General features: G+C 31.0%; 19 protein-coding genes. 4 read left to right on the forward strand and 15 right to left on the reverse strand.

Going from position 1 to position 18,018, the window contains the following annotated elements:
* Positions 1 to 68: 68 nt before the first annotated feature.
* The gene (locus C7447_RS13190; protein WP_148870986.1) at positions 69 to 2,471 is read right to left on the reverse strand and encodes a TonB-dependent receptor domain-containing protein; all 2,403 of its coding nucleotides are present in this window, start codon (positions 2,469 to 2,471) and stop codon (positions 69 to 71) included.
* Between the two features lie 92 nt (positions 2,472 to 2,563).
* On the opposite strand from C7447_RS13190, the gene C7447_RS13195 reads away from it, so the two are divergent.
* On the forward strand, positions 2,564 to 2,926 hold the full coding sequence (locus C7447_RS13195) for a CoA-binding protein (RefSeq protein ID WP_148870987.1): 363 nt from the start codon (positions 2,564 to 2,566) through the stop codon (positions 2,924 to 2,926).
* Here the strand turns inward: C7447_RS13195 and C7447_RS13200 are convergent, their stop codons facing one another.
* From C7447_RS13200 to pyrR, 5 genes are read right to left on the reverse strand one after another with little or no spacing between them, the layout of a single operon-like run.
* Positions 2,927 to 3,865, reverse strand: a complete 939-nt coding sequence (locus C7447_RS13200; RefSeq protein WP_148870988.1) for a ribonuclease Z — start codon at positions 3,863 to 3,865, stop codon at positions 2,927 to 2,929.
* Positions 3,862 to 4,182 carry a T9SS type A sorting domain-containing protein gene (locus tag C7447_RS13205; RefSeq protein WP_148870989.1) on the reverse strand — a complete coding sequence of 107 codons (321 nt, stop codon included), beginning with the start codon at positions 4,180 to 4,182 and terminating at the stop codon, positions 3,862 to 3,864. The genes C7447_RS13200 and C7447_RS13205 overlap by 4 nt, the downstream gene beginning before the upstream one ends.
* A 32-nt stretch (positions 4,183 to 4,214) precedes the next feature.
* Positions 4,215 to 4,547, reverse strand: coding sequence for a hypothetical protein (locus C7447_RS13210; protein WP_148870990.1), 333 nt, complete (start codon positions 4,545 to 4,547; stop codon positions 4,215 to 4,217).
* Between the two features lie 2 nt (positions 4,548 to 4,549).
* On the reverse strand, positions 4,550 to 5,482 hold the full coding sequence (locus C7447_RS13215) for an aspartate carbamoyltransferase catalytic subunit (RefSeq protein ID WP_148870991.1): 933 nt from the start codon (positions 5,480 to 5,482) through the stop codon (positions 4,550 to 4,552).
* A 5-nt stretch (positions 5,483 to 5,487) separates the two neighbouring features.
* The gene (gene pyrR, locus C7447_RS13220) at positions 5,488 to 6,039 is read right to left on the reverse strand and encodes a bifunctional pyr operon transcriptional regulator/uracil phosphoribosyltransferase PyrR (protein ID WP_148870992.1); all 552 of its coding nucleotides are present in this window, start codon (positions 6,037 to 6,039) and stop codon (positions 5,488 to 5,490) included.
* Between the two features lie 135 nt (positions 6,040 to 6,174).
* On the opposite strand from pyrR, the gene C7447_RS13225 reads away from it, so the two are divergent.
* Positions 6,175 to 7,836 carry a SulP family inorganic anion transporter gene (locus tag C7447_RS13225; protein ID WP_148870993.1) on the forward strand — a complete coding sequence of 554 codons (1,662 nt, stop codon included), beginning with the start codon at positions 6,175 to 6,177 and terminating at the stop codon, positions 7,834 to 7,836.
* 117 nt (positions 7,837 to 7,953) lie between these two features.
* Here C7447_RS13225 and fabF read toward each other — a convergent pair whose 3' ends face one another.
* The 8 genes from fabF to C7447_RS13265 form a co-directional block, all read right to left on the reverse strand.
* A complete protein-coding gene (gene fabF, locus C7447_RS13230; RefSeq protein ID WP_148870994.1) occupies positions 7,954 to 9,201 on the reverse strand; it encodes a beta-ketoacyl-ACP synthase II in 1,248 nt (415 codons plus the stop codon).
* A 4-nt stretch (positions 9,202 to 9,205) separates the two neighbouring features.
* Complete coding sequence (locus tag C7447_RS13235) at positions 9,206 to 9,637, reverse strand: PaaI family thioesterase (RefSeq protein ID WP_148870995.1); 432 nt, start codon at positions 9,635 to 9,637, stop codon at positions 9,206 to 9,208.
* A gap of 46 nt (positions 9,638 to 9,683) precedes the next feature.
* Positions 9,684 to 10,274, reverse strand: a complete 591-nt coding sequence (locus C7447_RS13240; RefSeq protein ID WP_148870996.1) for a TetR/AcrR family transcriptional regulator — start codon at positions 10,272 to 10,274, stop codon at positions 9,684 to 9,686.
* A gap of 178 nt (positions 10,275 to 10,452) precedes the next feature.
* Complete coding sequence (locus tag C7447_RS15115; RefSeq protein ID WP_148871010.1) at positions 10,453 to 11,049, reverse strand: CPBP family intramembrane glutamic endopeptidase; 597 nt, start codon at positions 11,047 to 11,049, stop codon at positions 10,453 to 10,455.
* A gap of 153 nt (positions 11,050 to 11,202) precedes the next feature.
* Positions 11,203 to 11,910 (reverse strand): hypothetical protein, encoded by a 708-nt coding sequence (locus tag C7447_RS13250; RefSeq protein WP_148870997.1) that lies wholly within the window; start codon positions 11,908 to 11,910, stop codon positions 11,203 to 11,205.
* A gap of 18 nt (positions 11,911 to 11,928) precedes the next feature.
* Positions 11,929 to 13,677, reverse strand: coding sequence for a M14 family metallopeptidase (locus C7447_RS13255; RefSeq protein ID WP_148870998.1), 1,749 nt, complete (start codon positions 13,675 to 13,677; stop codon positions 11,929 to 11,931).
* A gap of 94 nt (positions 13,678 to 13,771) precedes the next feature.
* Positions 13,772 to 14,233 (reverse strand): pantetheine-phosphate adenylyltransferase, encoded by a 462-nt coding sequence (coaD, locus tag C7447_RS13260; RefSeq protein WP_148870999.1) that lies wholly within the window; start codon positions 14,231 to 14,233, stop codon positions 13,772 to 13,774.
* A gap of 1 nt (position 14,234) precedes the next feature.
* A complete protein-coding gene (locus C7447_RS13265; RefSeq protein ID WP_148871000.1) occupies positions 14,235 to 15,212 on the reverse strand; it encodes a D-alanine--D-alanine ligase in 978 nt (325 codons plus the stop codon).
* Between the two features lie 141 nt (positions 15,213 to 15,353).
* Here C7447_RS13265 and C7447_RS13270 point away from each other — a divergent pair, with 141 nt between their 5' ends.
* A complete protein-coding gene (locus tag C7447_RS13270) occupies positions 15,354 to 15,911 on the forward strand; it encodes a PASTA domain-containing protein (protein WP_148871001.1) in 558 nt (185 codons plus the stop codon).
* Positions 15,912 to 15,968: 57 nt separating this feature from the next.
* Positions 15,969 to 17,006 (forward strand): RluA family pseudouridine synthase, encoded by a 1,038-nt coding sequence (locus tag C7447_RS13275; RefSeq protein WP_148871002.1) that lies wholly within the window; start codon positions 15,969 to 15,971, stop codon positions 17,004 to 17,006.
* Between the two features lie 276 nt (positions 17,007 to 17,282).
* Here the strand turns inward: C7447_RS13275 and C7447_RS13280 are convergent, their stop codons facing one another.
* Positions 17,283 to 17,924: a hypothetical protein gene (locus C7447_RS13280; protein WP_148871003.1), complete on the reverse strand. Its 642-nt coding sequence runs from the start codon at positions 17,922 to 17,924 to the stop codon at positions 17,283 to 17,285.
* Positions 17,925 to 18,018: the final 94 nt, after the last annotated feature.

The raw sequence follows: 18,018 nt of genomic DNA on the forward strand, positions 1-18,018 counted from the left end.
TTTATTTTAAGATTAATATAAAAAAATCCGAAGGAAATACCTTCGGATTTTTTATTTATAATCCCCAATTAAATGAAGCCACCGCCTCCTTGTTTTTCATTACTATCTCTACGACGTCTTTGTTTTGCTTTATTTTTACCACTACCAAAACGATAGTTAAAACCGAAGTAAACTGTTTGACTTTCCCAGTTAAATTGACCATTTTGTACGTATGGATTGTTAGAGTCGAAAGCAAATTTCATTCCCTTAAAAATATCATTCACTCTAAAAGAAAGAGTTCCTTTACCATCTAACACATTATAAGTTGCTCCAGTATTAACCATCCACATGGTTTTGCGGTTAAATTGAATCCCGTCCTGTGGACCACGATACATTGCAAATAATTGAAAGCGTAAGTCTTCTGTTGCAGTAAAACTATTGCTAATTCTTGCATTAAAAGTATCTGCATTTACTTCTAAAGGTTCAGCATTTGGATCATTTAAATCAACTGTTCCAAATTGTTTTTGAGTATATACTTCTGTACTTAGGTTTGCTCTCCACCATTTAGCTAACTTTAGATTAGCTGAAAATTCTAGCCCGTAGGCATCAGTATCTTCAAAATTAGTATGTGATAAAATTTGACGAACATCATTAGGGTCATTAGGATCTTTATACGTTACACGAGAAATAACATCATTAATGTTTCGGTAAAAAGAACCTAGTGTAAATGAACCTCCTTTAATTTGATGTGTAAAATTAAATTCGATCGAATTTGTGAATTGAGGACGTAAATTTGGATTACCAATAGAGGTAATTAACGGGGTACTCCATTCTCTAATAGGGTTTACTTGCCCAATCCCAGGTCTATCAACTCTTCTGCTATAACTCACTTGGAATTGATCTTTTTCAGTAGCATCATAGGTAAAAAAAGCCGATGGATATACACTAAAAATTTCATCAGTTACTTTAGCAGAACCCTCTCCTTCTTGGTTAAAGAATCCTTCTATATCATATTGTTCTAAACGGGCTCCTAATTGCATGTTTAACTTGCCAAGTTTGTGATTGTAATTTACATAACCCGAATAAATATTTCTGTCATAAGAGAAATTTGAATTGGGATTTCCCGATTGATCTGTTACATTGTCGTTGTCAGTTTTATTCTGACGGAATTCTAAACCAATTTCCAGCTTACCATTTTCTGATACAGGATTGGTATAATCTAAATTAACCTGAGTACTATTTTGATCATTTGTAATATCTGTAAGATAATTTAAACTACCATCTGTTGGACTTACACTATCTGTGTTAGAAGAATCTTCAACACCATTAGTTTCAGAGTAATTTGCTTCAAACTCTAAATTATGTCCTTTCTTTTCAAAATCAATTTTATAATTTAAGTTGTAAGCAGCCGTATGATTGTCTTGTAATTGTATGTTATAAGCATTACTCGTAATAGCATTGTTTTCAGTAATTATGGTAGATCCACTACCACCTCCGTTGTACCAGTTTTGAGTGGTATATAAAGACAACGTGTTTTTATCGTTTACATAAATATCTGCACCTACCTTTACCAGATGTGATCGGTTTTCGTTAATAAATTTAAAATCTTGTAAGATATCAGCAGCAGGTCTATCTACAAAACCGTAGTTATAATTATCTCCACCATTGTAACCGTAGTTTACAAAGAAGTTTACATCACCAGTTTTGTAGTTCATATTAGTAGAAGCATTGTAACGTACATAATGTCCTGCAGTAACTCCGGTATCTATTGAACCATTAAAGCCCATATTTGCGTTTTTATTTAATATAATATTGATGATACCACTCATTCCTTCTGGGTTGTATTTTGCTGATGGATTGGTAATTAATTCAATACTTTTAATAGAAGAGGACGGAATTTGTTTTAACAATTGTGCTGCACTAATATTAGTTGGTTTGCCGTCTACAAGTACACGAACATTTTCGTTACCACGTAAACTAATTGCACCTGTTTGGCTATCTACACTTACCGATTGCACATTGTTTAATAATTCAGATGCTGTAGTACCCGCAGAGGTTAAGTCTTTACCAACATTAATAACTTTTCTATCTACTTTTTGAACCACAGTAGAAGTTTCAGCACGAACTTCAACTTCATCTAGTGTAGTTAAGTCTTCTTCTAAAGCAATAGTGTCTAATTCTAAATTTCGATTTCCACTTGTAATGTTAATTTCTTTAGAAACTGTTTTGTATCCAATAAATTGAATTTCAACAATACTTTTTCCTTCTGGAATATCTTTGATTTTAAAAAGACCATTATCATCGGTAATTCCACCTGTAATTACCTTTTTAGCCATATCACGAACGATGATATTAACGTAAGGCAGTGGTTCATTTGTTGTTTTGTCTATAACTTTTCCAGAAATATTTCCTTTAGGCAAGTCAGTTTTTCTCATTTGTGCTATTGAGGTTGTAGATATTACAAGCACAAGTAGCAATAATAATTTTTTCATTTCGGTTGATTTGAGTAGTTTTAATGTATAAGAGACGCATCAATATGTATCTTTGTTACTTAGTTTAATACATTTTAACGGAACCTTAACAAATGAAAAACGTTACATTAGTGCTGGGTGCATCACAAAACCCTGATCGTTATGCTAATAGAGCCATACACAGTTTAAGAAAAAATAATAAAGAAGTTGTTGCTGTGGGTTTACGAATAGGAACTGTAATGGATGTAGAAATTGTTACGGGTACTCCTGCTTTTAAAAATATAGATACAGTTACGTTATATTTGAATCCGCAGCGACAAAAAGAGTATTACGACTATATTATAAGTTTACAACCACGAAGAGTTATTTTTAATCCAGGAACCGAAAATATGGAACTGATGAAATTGCTAAGACAACAGCAAATAGAAACAGAAGTTGCATGTACGTTAGTTTTATTATCAACAAATCAATATTAGTTAGTATGTCGATTCTAGAGTGAGTGAAGCATCATATGTTTGACCTGCTTCGGCAAGTTCTACGTTTTCAAAAACGGTTTCTGCTTCTTTTTTAAATGCTGAAAGATCTGGATATCTGCTAGAGTAGTGTCCAATAATTAATTTTTCAACATTGGCATCTCTTGCAATTATAGCAGCTTGTTCTGCTGTAGCATGTTTTGTTCGTTCACATAAATCTTCACGATCTTTTAAAAAGGTAGCTTCGTGATATAGAACGGTTACATTTTTAATAATAGGAACAATATCTGGTTTAAATAACGTGTCGCTACAAAAGGCAAAACTTTTGGTTTTTGGTGGATCTATAGTTAACTCTGAATTCGGAACGATTTCACCTGTAGATAAAACAAAATCTTTTCCTGCTTTTATATTGTGATAATCGCAAGTTTCTATTTCGCTATATTGTTTAATATTATCTATATGTAAATTTCTTGGTTTTGGTTTTTCAGCAAATAAAAAACCGTTGGTATATATTCTATGATCTAACGGAATAGTATGTACAGTAACTTTATCATCTTCAAAAATTAATTCACTTTCTTTAGATGTTAACTCATGAAAAACTAAATTGTATTTTGTGTACGATTTAGTTAATTTTAACTGAATTAAGGTAAGTTCCTTAATGCCTTCAGGACCGTAAATGTGTAAGTCCTTCTCTCTGTTTAAAATTCCATAAGTAGAAATTAACCCGATTAAACCAAAAAAGTGATCACCGTGTAAATGAGAAATAAAAATATGGTCTATTTTAGAAAAGCCCACCTTATATTTTCGCATTTGGCGTTGCGTACCTTCACCACAATCAATTAAAAAATGACGATTATTAATTTCTAGATATTGAGAGGTAGGATATGCATTCACTCTTGGAGTCGCAGAATGGCAACCTAAAATAGTAAGTTGTAAACTCATCGAATAACGAAACGCTTAGAAATAAATTCTTTGTTACTTTGAATAGCGTAAATATACATGCCAGAACTTAAGTCATTACGTCTAAAAGGAAAAGTGTTTCTTCCTTCAACAGCTTCAATTTCTTTAGAAAAAACAGTTTTTCCTAATACATTTTTAACGCTAATTAAAACAGTTTGGTTGTTTGTTGAGTTGAATGAAATAGTAGTTGAGTTTGAAAATGGATTTGGAGATGCAACCAACTTTTCTATCGATTTTTCTTGTGAAAAACTAATAGAAGAAAGTAATAAAAAAGAAATAAAAAGTAATTTTTTAATCATTTATATTGTTTTATTTAGTTGCAACCAAGGTTTTAAAAACCTAAATCTCGCTGAATATTTTCCATTTCTAATATGTCTTCTGCTTCTTGTAACGTAGGAACTATGTTAAAAGTCTCCGGAAAATTGTCTACATCTACTCGTGGACACACTAAAACAAAAGTTGTGCCATTTTGTTGATGTAACTCTGCGTAATCCAAAAATACAAAAATATCTTTCTCCACAATGTTAAGATTTGCAGAAATTGAAACAATTACATGTTTTTCTTTTATTTCTGAGTGTTTTTCTTTGAAATTAGCAGCAAAATCTTCAAACGAATTTTCATCTGAAGAAATGAATATATATTCAGAGTTTTGTTCAATTTTCATATTTATCTTTTTATCTGTTGGGCTAACAAATATATAACTGCCATACGAACGGCAACACCGTTTTCTACTTGATTTAAAATGATAGATTGATCACTGTCGGCAACATCACTTGTTAATTCTACACCACGGTTAATTGGCCCTGGGTGCATAATTACAATATCCTTGCCAAGGTTATCTAAAACCTGTTTGTTTATTCCGAAAAGTTGTGTGTATTCACGAGTAGAAGGAAAGTACTTAATGTCCATTCGTTCATGCTGAACACGTAAAACATTAGCAACATCACACCATTCTAAGGCTTTTTTTAAGTTGGTTTCCACTTCGACTCCTAAACTTGAAATATACCTAGGAATTAAGGTTGTTGGTCCGCAAACTTTTACTTGGGCACCTTGTAATTGTAAAGCGAAAATATTTGATAAAGCTACACGAGAGTGTAAGACATCTCCTACAATCACAATTTTCTTCCCTTTCAAATCAGAATTTAAAGCTTCTCGCATAGAAAAGCTATCCAATAATGCTTGGGTAGGATGCTCATGAGTTCCGTCTCCAGCGTTTATTATTCTAGCATCTACATGTTTTGACAGAAAGACACCAGCACCTACGTTCGAATGACGCATTACCACAATATCAACTTTCATTGATAAAATGTTATTAACAGTATCAATAAGTGTTTCTCCTTTTTTTACTGAAGATTGACTTGCAGAAAAGTTAATTACATCTGCCGATAAACGTTTTTCAGCCAATTCGAAAGAGAGTTTGGTACGTGTACTGTTTTCAAAGAATAAGTTGGCAATGGTAATATCTCGAAGTGAAGGAACTTTTTTAATCGGTCTGTTTATCACTTCCTTAAAATGGGTAGCAGTTTCAAAAATAAGATCTAAATCATTTTTGTTGAGGTATTTAATGCCTAATAAATGGTCTACACTTAACTGCTTCATTGTGATCAATCTTTAGATTGTTTTTGTTCTAAGTAAATTGCGTCTTTTTTATGAGTCTCTTTCCAGTTAACAACTACTTTTTCTTCGTTAATAGCATCCACTTGTCGTCCACGATAATTAGGCTGAATAGGTAAATGTCTACTAAAACGTCTATCTATTAATACCAAAAGTTCTACGTTTGTAGGTCTGCCAAAAGCTTGTAATGCTGTTAATGCAGAACGAACACTTCTTCCAGAATATAAAACATCATCAATAATCACCACATTTTTGTTTTCAATTAAGAAATCAATTTTAGTAGGAGTTGCTTCAAGAGGTTCTCCTTTTCTGCGAAAATCATCACGGTAAAAAGTAATGTCTAACAATCCTAATTTTAAATCTTTAATATTGTACTCTTCCTGTAATAATTTAGTTAAACGTTGAGCTAAATAGGTGCCTCGGGGTTGTAAACCAATTAAAACGGTATTAGAAAAGTCGTTGTGGTTTTCGATTAACTGACATGCTAATCGATGCAGAATTATTTCAATTTCTTTAGAAGTAAGTAGTGTTTTTCTGCTCATTTGTCGCTATCAAATTAGCTTGATAGTTTCAAAGTTCAAAAATAGGATAAAAAAAGCGCCTTACAAAATTAAAGTTCCATAAACCTAAAAACATGAAATAATCCCTATATTTGCCCACTTTTTAAAAGACTAATTATGACAGATTTGAAGAAGATATTAGGAGGAAATATAAAAAATGATGTGCTGGCTGGTATGACGGTCTCATTAGCAATGATACCAGAGGTAGTAGCGTTCGCTTTTGTAGCACAAATAGATCCCTTAGTGGCGTTGTCTGGAGCTTTTATAATTGGTTTAATTACAGCAATTTTTGGAGGTAGACCAGGATTAATTTCAGGAGCTGCTGGTGCAGTTGCTGTTATTTTTGTGCATATGATTGCAGAAGGCCATGCTAAAGGAATGTTGTTTGATGCACCGATAGATAATATGGGCTATTATTATTTGTTAGCAGCGGTTGTTTTAATGGGATTGATTCAAGTTTTAGCGGGTGTTTTTAAATTGGGACGCTTTGTAAGATTAATACCTCACTCAGTAATGATGGGGTTTGTAAACGGTCTTGCTATTGTAATTTTTATAGCGCAGGTTAAAATGTTCACGCATAAAAAATTAGAAACAACAGCGGAAGGGCTTAAAAAATATACCAATATTCCGATGGAAGGTACAGAGCTATTAACGATGTTAGGGCTTGTATTCTTAACTATGGCAATTATTTGGGGCTTACCTAAGCTTACTAAAAAAATACCAGCAGCATTAACAGCAATATTGGTTACAAGTTTAATTGTAATTTTTGGAGGTATAGAAACCAGTACAGTAGGTTCTTACATTAGAGAAGGAGGAGGAGCTGGTTTATCTGGTAAATTCCCTACACCTAATTTAGAATTATGGCAAAACTTACCATTTAATGCAGATACCTTATTTTTCATTCTTCCGTTTGCTTTTTTAGCGGCTTCTGTTGGATTAATTGAATCTTTAATGACTATGAACTTAGTAGATGAATTAACAGAAACTAGAGGTAACGGAAATAGAGAATGTGTAGCACAAGGAGCTGGTAATATTATAAGCGGTTTGTTTGGAGGAACAGGAGGTTGTGGTATGATTGGTCAAACAGTGGTAAATATCAATGCAGGAGGTAGAGGACGTTTATCTGGAGTGATGATGGCAGTTACCCTTTTAGTTTTTATTCTATTTGCAGATAAATATATAGAACAAGTACCAATTGCAGCTTTAGTAGGTGTAATGTTTATGATGGTGATTGATACTTTTGCTTGGTCTAGTTTTAGAATCATGAAAAAAATACCAAAATCTGATGCTTTTGTATTGGTTATAGTTTCGGCGGTAACTGTATTCTTTGATTTAGCAATTGCGGTTTTTGTTGGAGTTATTATTTCAGCATTGGCTTTTGCTTGGGAAAGTGCAAAACGTATCCGTGCACGTAAACGTATGAAAGCTGACGGAACTAAAGTATATGAAATTTGGGGCCCTTTATTCTTCGGAAGTATTGCTGCATTTAATGAAAAGTTTGATGTAAAAAACGATCCTGAAAACGTAGAGATTGACTTTGTTGAAAGTCGTATTTCTGATCATTCAGCTTTAGAAGCTTTGTTTGTTTTGGTTGAAAAATACCAAGCAGCAGGAAAAACAATCAAATTAAAACACTTAAGTGAAGACTGTAAAATATTAATGTATAAAGCGAGTGAAAAGTTTCATGATATAATTATAGAAGATGTAGATGATCCTCGTTATCATTTAGCAGAAAATCCGGAAGCTTTTCCGAAGCCTTTAGGAGAATATAAGTTTTAGTAAAAACGCCCGCAATTGCGGGTGTTTTTATTAGAATCTATTGCTATCTTTTTGTGTATTGTTTATTGAGTGTTTTAGTTATTAAACTAGTTAATGAAAACTATCTTTTATTTGTTGTTAATCAGTGTGTTTTTTTAAAATTAGAGCAGAGCAATGTCCTCCAAAACCAAAACTATTGCTTAATGCATAATTGATTTCTTTTAATGTCTTTTCTGATATAGATAAATTAAGTTCTTTAGGAATATTTTCATCAACTTTATTTGTGTTTATAGTAGGTGGAATTAAATTGGTTTGAACAGATAAACAAGTTGAAATAGCTTCAATTGCACCTGTACCACCTAATAAATGTCCAGTCATTGATTTTGAAGCACTAATTTGGACTTTACTGAGATTGGAGTTGAATAGTTTTTCAATTGCTTTAATTTCCGATAAATCTCCAAGTCCTGTTGAAGTTGCGTGTGCGTTGATATAATCTATGTCTTTTGGTTTAATTTTGGCTTCTAAAATTCCATTTTCCATTGCTAAAAATGCTCCTATTCCTTCGGGGTGTGTACCTGTAATATGATAAGCGTCTGAATTTTCACCACCTCCAACTATTTCAGCATAAATTTTTGCATTTCTTTTGATTGCTGATTCCAAGCTTTCTACAATTAAAGCACCAGCTCCTTCACCAACTACAAAACCATCTCTTGTTTTGTCAAAAGGTCTTGAAGCAGTTTTGAAGTTTTCATTATTCGTTGACATTGCCTTCATAGAATTAAAGCCACCAATTGATGCTTGTGTAATTGGGGCTTCTGAACCACCACTAATTATTATATCAGCTTTTCCCAAACGAATATAATTAAACGCTTGTATTATACTTTGTGTAGAAGAAGCACAAGCTGTAACCGGACAATAATTAACTCCTTTTAATCCATAATTAATTGAGATTTGACCAGCTAATCCGTTTGAAATTATTTTTGTAATAAAAAAGGGGTTAAATCTTGGTTGAAAATTATTTTGAGCAAAATTAATAACTTCATTTTCATAAGTTTCAAAACCACCAATTCCACTTGAAAAAATTACACCAATTCTGTTAGTATTTAATTTTGTAAAATCAAGATTTGCATCGATTATAGCTTCATTTACAGAGATAATTCCGTATTGACTAAACCTGTCCAATTTTCTTGCTTCTTTTGAGTCAAAATAATTCAAAGGGTCATAATTTTTTACTTCACATGCAAATTTTGTTTTAAAATTTGAAGTGTCAAATCTTGTAATTAAATTTGCTCCCGAAACTCCATTTAAGAGGTTATTCCAATAATCTTTTACATTGTTGCCAATTGGAGTTATTGCTCCTAATCCTGTTATAACTACTCTTTTCATTTTATTAATGTTTAATTTTAGTTTTGAATAAATTAGAAGTTCCCTTGGCAATCAATCTGCTTTTGTCAGAGTTCCAAATTTCGCATTGGGCATTGATAAATTGTTTTCCTTTTTTTATGATTTTTGTTTCTGCAATAATCTTCTCGCCCTCTTTAGCTATTGCGAAGTAATCAATCACATTATTAATTGTAGTGTAAAAATTTGTTTCGTTTAGTGAAAACAATGTAGCTCCTAATATATCATCTATAATTGCCGCAGTAACACCACCGTGCAGATTGTTTACAGGATTCAGCCATTCTTCTCTAACGGTGTATTCAAATTCTAAATGTCCTTGTTCAACAGATATAATAATTGGGTTTAACCAACGCATAAATGATGAAGGAGATGTTGTAAACTCTTTACCGATAAAGGATTTTAATTCTTCTAATCTGTCCATAATTTCATTCTTATATACCTTACGGTATATGTTTTTGTAAATTTTTTTATTCTTTTTTTAGTTGATAAGTCTCTGTTTTTAAATAATCTATATTTTTTGTTAAAATTTCAGGTTGTTTAAGTGTTTTAGCTAGTAAAATGCTTCCTTCAATCATTGCAATCATTCGATATGAAAATTCATTGATATTAATTTTTTTTAATTCTTTATTGTTAATTCCTTCATCTAAAATTAAAACTATAGTTTGTTGCCATTTATTTATAGATTTTATGACTTCAATTTTCAATAATTCATTGCCATCGTCAGAATCTACTGCAGTGTTTAAAATTACACAACCTCCGTTTTCAAAAATTTGTTTATATGATTTTTGGAAATGATTTAGAAATACTATTAATTTATCAATAGCCTTTTTTTCTTGACTAATTTTTGAAATGATTTGCTCAGTTTGAAATTTATAATTGAATTTATAAGCTTCAACGGCAACTTCATTTTTGTCTTTAAAATTTCCATAAATACTTCCTTTGGTTAAACCTGTAGCATTTGTTAAATCTGAAAGATAAGTACCTGTATAACCCTTTTTATTGAAAATCTTAGCTGTTTTTTCAATAATAAAATTACGTGTTTTTTCTGATCTAATCATATTACAAATATACTGTACGGTATATAAAAATCCAAATTTCAATAATTTTTATTTACAATGTGTTTTTACGATACTTTTTTGATTTTATATATTACTATATTTTAAGATGTTAAGTTGTTTTAATGACTGGTGATGCTCGATAACTAAGTAACTTTTATTAAAAAAATAATTAAATTTTTTAATATCCAAAAAATAAACTATTCGCAAGCTCATAATAATTTAGTTTATCAAAATACGACAGGGTAATAAACATGCTGTCTATTAAGGAATGAAGAACAATGGTTACCGTTACCCAAAGATTATAGTTGGTTTTTACGTAAACGATGGCAAAAATTAATCCGAATATAAAGGTCATTATAAGTCCGCTGATACCTTGATATAAATGAGGAATACTAAAAAGTACTGCAGAGAGTACTATAATAACTGCTGTTTTAAATTTAAAGTTGGGTAGTATTATAGAAAATTGTCTGAATAAGAAACCTCGAAACAATATTTCTTCTCCAAATCCGGCACTGATTAAAATAAAAACAAAATATTTTAAGAATTTAGAGAAGTTATGAGCAACACTTTTAAAGGCAGAATAATCGGCAACTTCACCTGTAAGTTTATTAACAAGTGGCTGTATAATAAAATCTAAAATAGGTTCTAAAAGAAGAAAAAGTAAAAGCCCAGTACCAATTGTTTTTAAAAAACTAGTTTTTGGATGTAATCCAATTCTTTTTAAAGAGGTATCATTCCAATAAGTAATTATAAAAACTGAAATGATAATGATGATAAAAGTATATGGAAAAGACGTTCACGGATTAAAAATAAAACTGTAAACTAAAATAAATTGTAATAAAGCTAAAGTTTTTGAATTGAGTATACTTCTTTTAAAAAGAGCCATAATTTTTAGTAGAAAGCTTATTATTGATCGGTTTCTATTTTATTACAAGTGTTTATCTACTTTTAAAACCTCTATAAGTTTATTATACTCTTTTGACAAACGCATATAATCTTTTTGAGTAGCCTTATCTTCAAATTGGTTAATCAAATTTTCGCTTCTTTCTACAGGGAACTCTTTCATTATTTTTGGACCAAATTCGTAAATACTGGATACAAGAATATCATCTACTTTAGTGTTTTGATTTTCTATAAAAGTTGTAATTATATATCCTTCCATCATTTGCTGAATACCATTTAATCCTTGGTAATATCCATTCATTCTAGTTGAGTATGATGGATCATTTTTATCTAATGATTTCATAAAATTGTTGATTGTAGTTAGCAATTTAAGAGATTGGTAACCTATAGTAGCATACAACATAGCTTGTTCTTCAGATACTGAATCCGAAGGGTTCTTAAGGAAATGATAAGAAATATAAGTTAATTGGCTATAAATAGGTAATATAACTTGTAGTTTTTCATCTACACTTGATTCAGAGGAAATGGTTGGGAATGAAGTATGATTTGTATAGATGTACTCAAATAATTCTTTATTATTAAGAATAGTTTCATCTGTTTTTAAAGTCTTTTGAATATCTGCTAATGCTTTAGAGGCACTTGTATTATCGTAATTATTTCTGCTTTGAAAATATGCTTTTGACGATATAAAAAATAGAAATAAGTAAAAGATAAGGTGTTTTTGATATTTCATAGGTTTCATTTTCATAGTTTATTTAAATGCTTTATAAACAGGTACTAACATATGCGCCTTTTCATAATTTGGTGTTTGTAGATATACCCAATACAATTGAGTTCTAGGATTATTAGCAAAAGTTGTGTCTGTTTTTATTTTGGTATCAAATTCTTGTTTAATAGTTGGGTTTTGAGTCAAAAATTCTTCTGCCTTATCTTCAAAAACATAGGCAGAATAACTTTCCTTTTGTTGTAAAATAGTATCAAAAAAGTTCCAGTTGAAAAAACTATCAACGGCTTCTGTTTCTAAAGTTTCCAATAAATAACGAACTCCGTTTTGATTAGTAGGAATATATATATCACCTTTTTTAAATAGTACATTTTCGGTAGATTTTTTTACACTTGTATTGTAGTGCAAATAATGTCCTTCATACGCCATTTCTTTAGTTTTATAATCGGCAATATGGCTAACTTCAACTGTTAAAGTTGTATCTTTTTTAAAGTGTGTAAACTCTATATTATTGTTTTTTAACCTATCAATAATAGCATGCCAACCTTTGGGTAAGATATATGCTTTTGGTATCGTAACTTCTTTGGTGGTAACAAAATTATTATAATAATTTACGGGTTTTTCGTACGGTTTTGTTCGGTCGTAAAATAACCGTTTTCCGTTGGATACTTTGCTGTTTATAAAGTAACCTTCGTATCCTTTAAAATTAAAGGGAGACGGATTTTTATCATCAACTTTAAACTGAACTGAATAGGTGTTTTTGTTTAAAATATCGGCTGCTGCATTCGCTCGTAAATTTTTAATTATTGCTGAATTATTTTCAGTAAAATCAAAAGTAGAAAGCATAAGTTCGTAAGTCTGTTCAACTCTAATTTTATAGGGTTTTAACATATGGGTTTCCACCATTAAACCTAATGTATTGAATAAAGTCGTATACCCTGTAGAATAACGAGGGGAATCCATAAATTGAGACCAACCTCTATCAGGAGTAGTTCCCCAAACGTTTACATACGGCGTAATCGGAATTCCTTTTTGTTTTAATGATTCTTCTATTTGTGGACGCATTTCTTGCTCTAAAAATTCACCTAATTTCCCACCTAATTTGTTATGTTGTGTAAACAAATGTGTAATGGCATATTGATAATCGGCACCGTTGCTCACGTGATTATCAATGAACACATCAGGATTTACCGTATGAAAAATATGTGCAAAAGTTTTTGCATTTTTAGTGTCTTGTTTTATAAAATCTCTGTTTAAATCGAAGTTACGAGCGTTTCCTCGAAAACCATATTCTTTTGGTCCATTTTGATTAGTGCGCGTATGTGAATTTCTATTCAAAGCTCCCCCAATATTATAAACAGGAATTACGCAAATAATCGAGTTTTTATACGCTTTTTTAAGTGAATCATTTTGTACAATATCACGTAATAATAACATAGAAGCATCAATGCCATCTGATTCTCCTGGGTGAATACCATTGTTGATGAGAATTCTATTTTTTGATGATGATTTTATGTTTTGTAAGTCGATTTTTCCATTCGAATTAAAAACGACTAAATGTAATGGTTTTCCACTATCAGTTTCTCCAATCTCATGAATAGAAATTTCAGTATACACATCAGCTAAATCTTTATAATAAGAAATTACATCTGCATATATTGGCGTTTCCGTTCCGTTAGATTTTTCAAATAATGTGGTGAAATCAGCTACTGATTTTTTTTCCGAAGTTTGGCAAGAAACAATTAGAAGGAGTAGGAGGATGGTTAGTTTTTTCATGGTAGTTATTAAAAAATGTCAGTTCGAGCGGTGTCGAGAATTTTGATTTAAAAAAGTTAGACACCGCTATAATGAACATCTTTATTTTAGTCTGCTATTCTTTTTCTACTCTTACAGAATCGGGTACTAAACCAGTATAATCTCCATTATTACGAATAACATCTCGCACAATAGATGAAGAAATATAGCTTTTCCCAGAAGAAGTTAATAAGAACACGGTTTCAATTTCAGAAAGTTTACGATTGGTATGGGCAATGGCTTTTTCAAACTCAAAATCGGCAGGATTACGCAAGCCTCTTAAAATAAATTGAGCATCTACTTCTTTACAAAAATTAACGGTTAATCCTTCATAAGTTAATACTCTAATCTTAGGCTCATTTTTAAATGCTTCTTCTATAAATTGTTTGCGTTTTTCTAAAGGAAACATGTACTGTTTATCTGCATTAATACCAATAGCTATAATAAGTTCATCAAAAAGTGTAACGCCACGTTCTATAATATCAAAATGGCCTAAAGTTATTGGATCGAATGATCCTGGAAAGATTGCTCTTTTCATGTTAGTTGTTTAAAGCCATTTCTATGGCGTTAGAAAATAAATCGGTTAAAGAAATTCCGTCAGCATTAGCCTGTTGTGGTAAAATACTTGCCTCTGTTAATCCAGGAACTGTATTCATTTCTAAAAAATGAGGTTCGTCGTTTACTAAAATATATTCCGAGCGAGAAAAACCACGCATATTTAAAATTTCATATACACGTTTTGCGATTTCTCTTACTTTTTGCTCTTGTTTTTCCGTTAATCGAGCAGGGGTAATTTCTTGAGATTTTCCTAAATATTTAGCTTCGTAATCGAAGAAATCATTTTCAGAAACAATTTCAGTAATGGGTAATACTTTAGTTTCTCCTTTGTATTGAATTACACCTACTGAAACTTCGGTACCGTCTAAAAAGCTTTCGATTAATATTTCTGAATCTTCTTTGTATGCTTTTTCTATAGCAGGCAGGATATCTTCTTTTGTATGTGCTTTCGAAATTCCGAAACTAGAACCCGCATTATTAGGTTTAATGAAACAAGGTAAACCAACTTTTTTGATGATGGTATCAAGATTAATTTCATCACCTTTATTCAAGTAAATTGAAATTGCTGTTGGAATATTGTATTCTTTAACAACACTCAACGTATCTCGTTTGTTAAATGTTAAAGCCATTTGGTAGAATGGGGCAGAGGTGTGTTTTAATCCTATTAGATCGAAATAAGCTAAAATAACTCCGTTTTCACCTGGCGCACCATGAATCGCGTTAAAAACACAATCAAAGGTAACTAAGTTACCATTTACGTTTGCAGAAAAATCATGTTTGTTTATAGGGAATTCAGTATTGTTTTCATCTACTAAAACCCATTTATTTTTTAAAATATGTACACAATACGGATTGTATATATCTTTATTAAGGTGATTATAAACCACGCTTCCACTTTTGAGCGAAATTCCAACTTCAGAGGAGTACCCGCCCATGATAATGGCAATATTTTTCTTCACTTTTTATGTTTGGTTTAGAATATTTATATAATCTCTTTAAGAGAACAATACAAACTTACCAAAAAAACTCGTTTAAGAGCGGCAGTTTTAAAAATAGTAATATTTTTACTGTAAATTTGCGTGATCTTTTAAAAAACAAATATGGGTTTATTACAATTTTTAAAGAGTAAAACTTTTTTAATTCAAATAGCAATTGCTATAGTTGGGTTGTTAATTTTCATTTTTTTATTACAATGGTGGTTAGGATATACGACGATTCATAAACAAAAAATTCAAGTTCCAGATTTACAAAAAATGGTATTGGTAGATGTGGAAAGAAAATTAGAGGAACTCGATTTAGATTTTATTGTAATTGATAGTGCGAGCTATAATCCAGAATATCCAGCAAAATCGGTGATTGAGCAAAACCCAGAAGCAGGAGACTTTGTAAAAGAAAAACGTAAAATATATTTAACGTTAAACCCTTCTAAATATCGCGATATTGAGATTCCAGATTTAAACGGAAAAACAAAACGACAAGCAACTACACACTTGCAATCTATTGGGTTTAAAGTAGGTTCTAACTTTACTTGGGTACCCGATATTGGAAAAGACGTAGTTAGAGGATTAAAATACAATGGTAAACAAATTGGGTTAGGAGATAAACTTCCTAAAAACTCTACAATAGATTTAATTTTAGGAGACGGTAAAGGAAATTAATTAAGCTTATTAATTTGATGTAAACGTTGTTTACATATAAATGGAGTCATTTTAAGTATGCAAGAAGAGAATAACGATATAGAAGAAAACGACGAATTATATGAGCATCATAGAATTGTTGCTACTCCGGGACAAGAACCTTTACGAGTAGATAAGTTTTTAATGAACTTTATAGAAAATGCTACCCGAAGTAAAATTCAGCAAACGGCTAAAGCAGGAAATGTTTTAGTAAACGATGTTGTGGTAAAATCAAATTACAAAGTAAAACCTCACGATGTTGTTCGTATTGTTTTAGCGCATCCGCCACACGAAAATTTACTAATAGCAGAAGACATTCCGATTGATATTGTTTATGAAGATGACGATGTAATTGTGGTGAATAAACCTGCGGGTATGGTGGTGCATCCGGGTCATGGAAATTATTCAGGAACCTTGGTAAATGGGTTAATTCATCATATAGAAAATTTACCAACTAATAGTAATGAGCGCCCAGGGTTGGTACATAGAATTGATAAAGATACTAGCGGATTGTTAGTGGTTGCCAAAACAGAATATGCTATGGCACATTTATCAAAACAATTTTTTGATCGCAAAACAGAACGACTTTATTACGCATTGGTTTGGGGAAATATAGAAGAGGATGAAGGTACAATTGAAGGACATATAGGACGTAGCTTAAAAAATCGTTTACAAATGGCTGTTTTTCCTGATGGTGAATTAGGGAAGCCAGCAATCACACATTTTAAAGTACTCGAGCGTTTAACGTATGTAACTTTAGTGCAATGTAAATTAGAAACAGGACGTACGCATCAAATTAGAGCGCATTTTAAACATATTGGTCATACGCTTTTTAACGATGAGCGTTATGGTGGAAATCTTATTTTAAAAGGAACTACGTTTACAAAGTATAAACAGTTTGTAGATAATTGCTTTAAAGTATTACCAAGACAAGCATTACATGCAAAAACATTAGGATTTACACATCCAACAACAAAAGAATTTATGCAGTTTGATTCTGAAATTCCTTCAGATATAGAAGCTTGTTTAGAGAAGTGGAGAACTTATTCTGAACATTCTAAACACGAAGAAATATAATAATATGAATTTTGTACATGGTTGAAAGCTAGATTTTTAAAAATCTAGCTTTTTTACTTATTGAAAGTAAGTTTTTTATTATTAGTTATTTACCGATTGTTCTACGGCTTCTTGAGAATCGTGTATTTGGAAATTGTTTGATTAATAGGCTTAAATATTAAATTCTCACAGAAGTTTTTTTAATAGAAATAAATTAAATTTTGATATAAAAAAAAAATAAACCACTTATCAATTTTCTGATAAGTGGTTTTAATTTTATATAATTAGTTAGTTTAATTATTTAACTTTTCTGTAAGTAAGTTCATAATCGTCACCATCAATGTTTAAGTTGTAATTGTATTTCTGAGGATCGTTATTCACAATAAAAGATCGTTGTAACTTACCATCAACTACATCTACTTTATCAGTTCTTTCATTTTTAATAGACTTAATATCTTCCACCGCAATTTCAACAATTTCCTTGTTTTCATGTGAAGCAAATCCAATAATTTCTACATCACCAACGCTAGCGTAAGATCTTCCTTTAAGTGGCGTAGTAGTTATGTAAAATTCTTTATAACCATCGTTGTTTTGATCTAAAGTAAAAGTTTCTAACACCTTACCTTCAAAGCTAATTACTTTTCTAAATTCGTTTTCTAACCCTTTCGTATAAATTAAAATACGATTATTATCCTTGTTATTCGCAGCAATATTAAAAGTAAAATTATCAGCTTCTAGGGTTTTCTTTAACGAGTAGTCATTTAATAATTCGGTTATCGATTTTCCTTCAATAAAAATATCATCATCAGAATCTATTTTTACATTATCTACGTCTCTGATTTCAGTATCTACTGATTTTTTCTCATCTTTATTATTCTTACAACTAATTACAGCAACGGTAAATAGTAAGATTAATAGTTTAATTTTTAATGATTTCATGGTCTATAGTTTTTTAGTTACACCACAAAATTATACCAAAACCTAAAGAGAGGTTAACTCATATCAATTAAACTTTTCCTCATTTAATTGTTAA

Source organism: Tenacibaculum adriaticum (assembly GCF_008124875.1).
GTDB lineage: Bacteria > Bacteroidota > Bacteroidia > Flavobacteriales > Flavobacteriaceae > Polaribacter > Polaribacter adriaticus.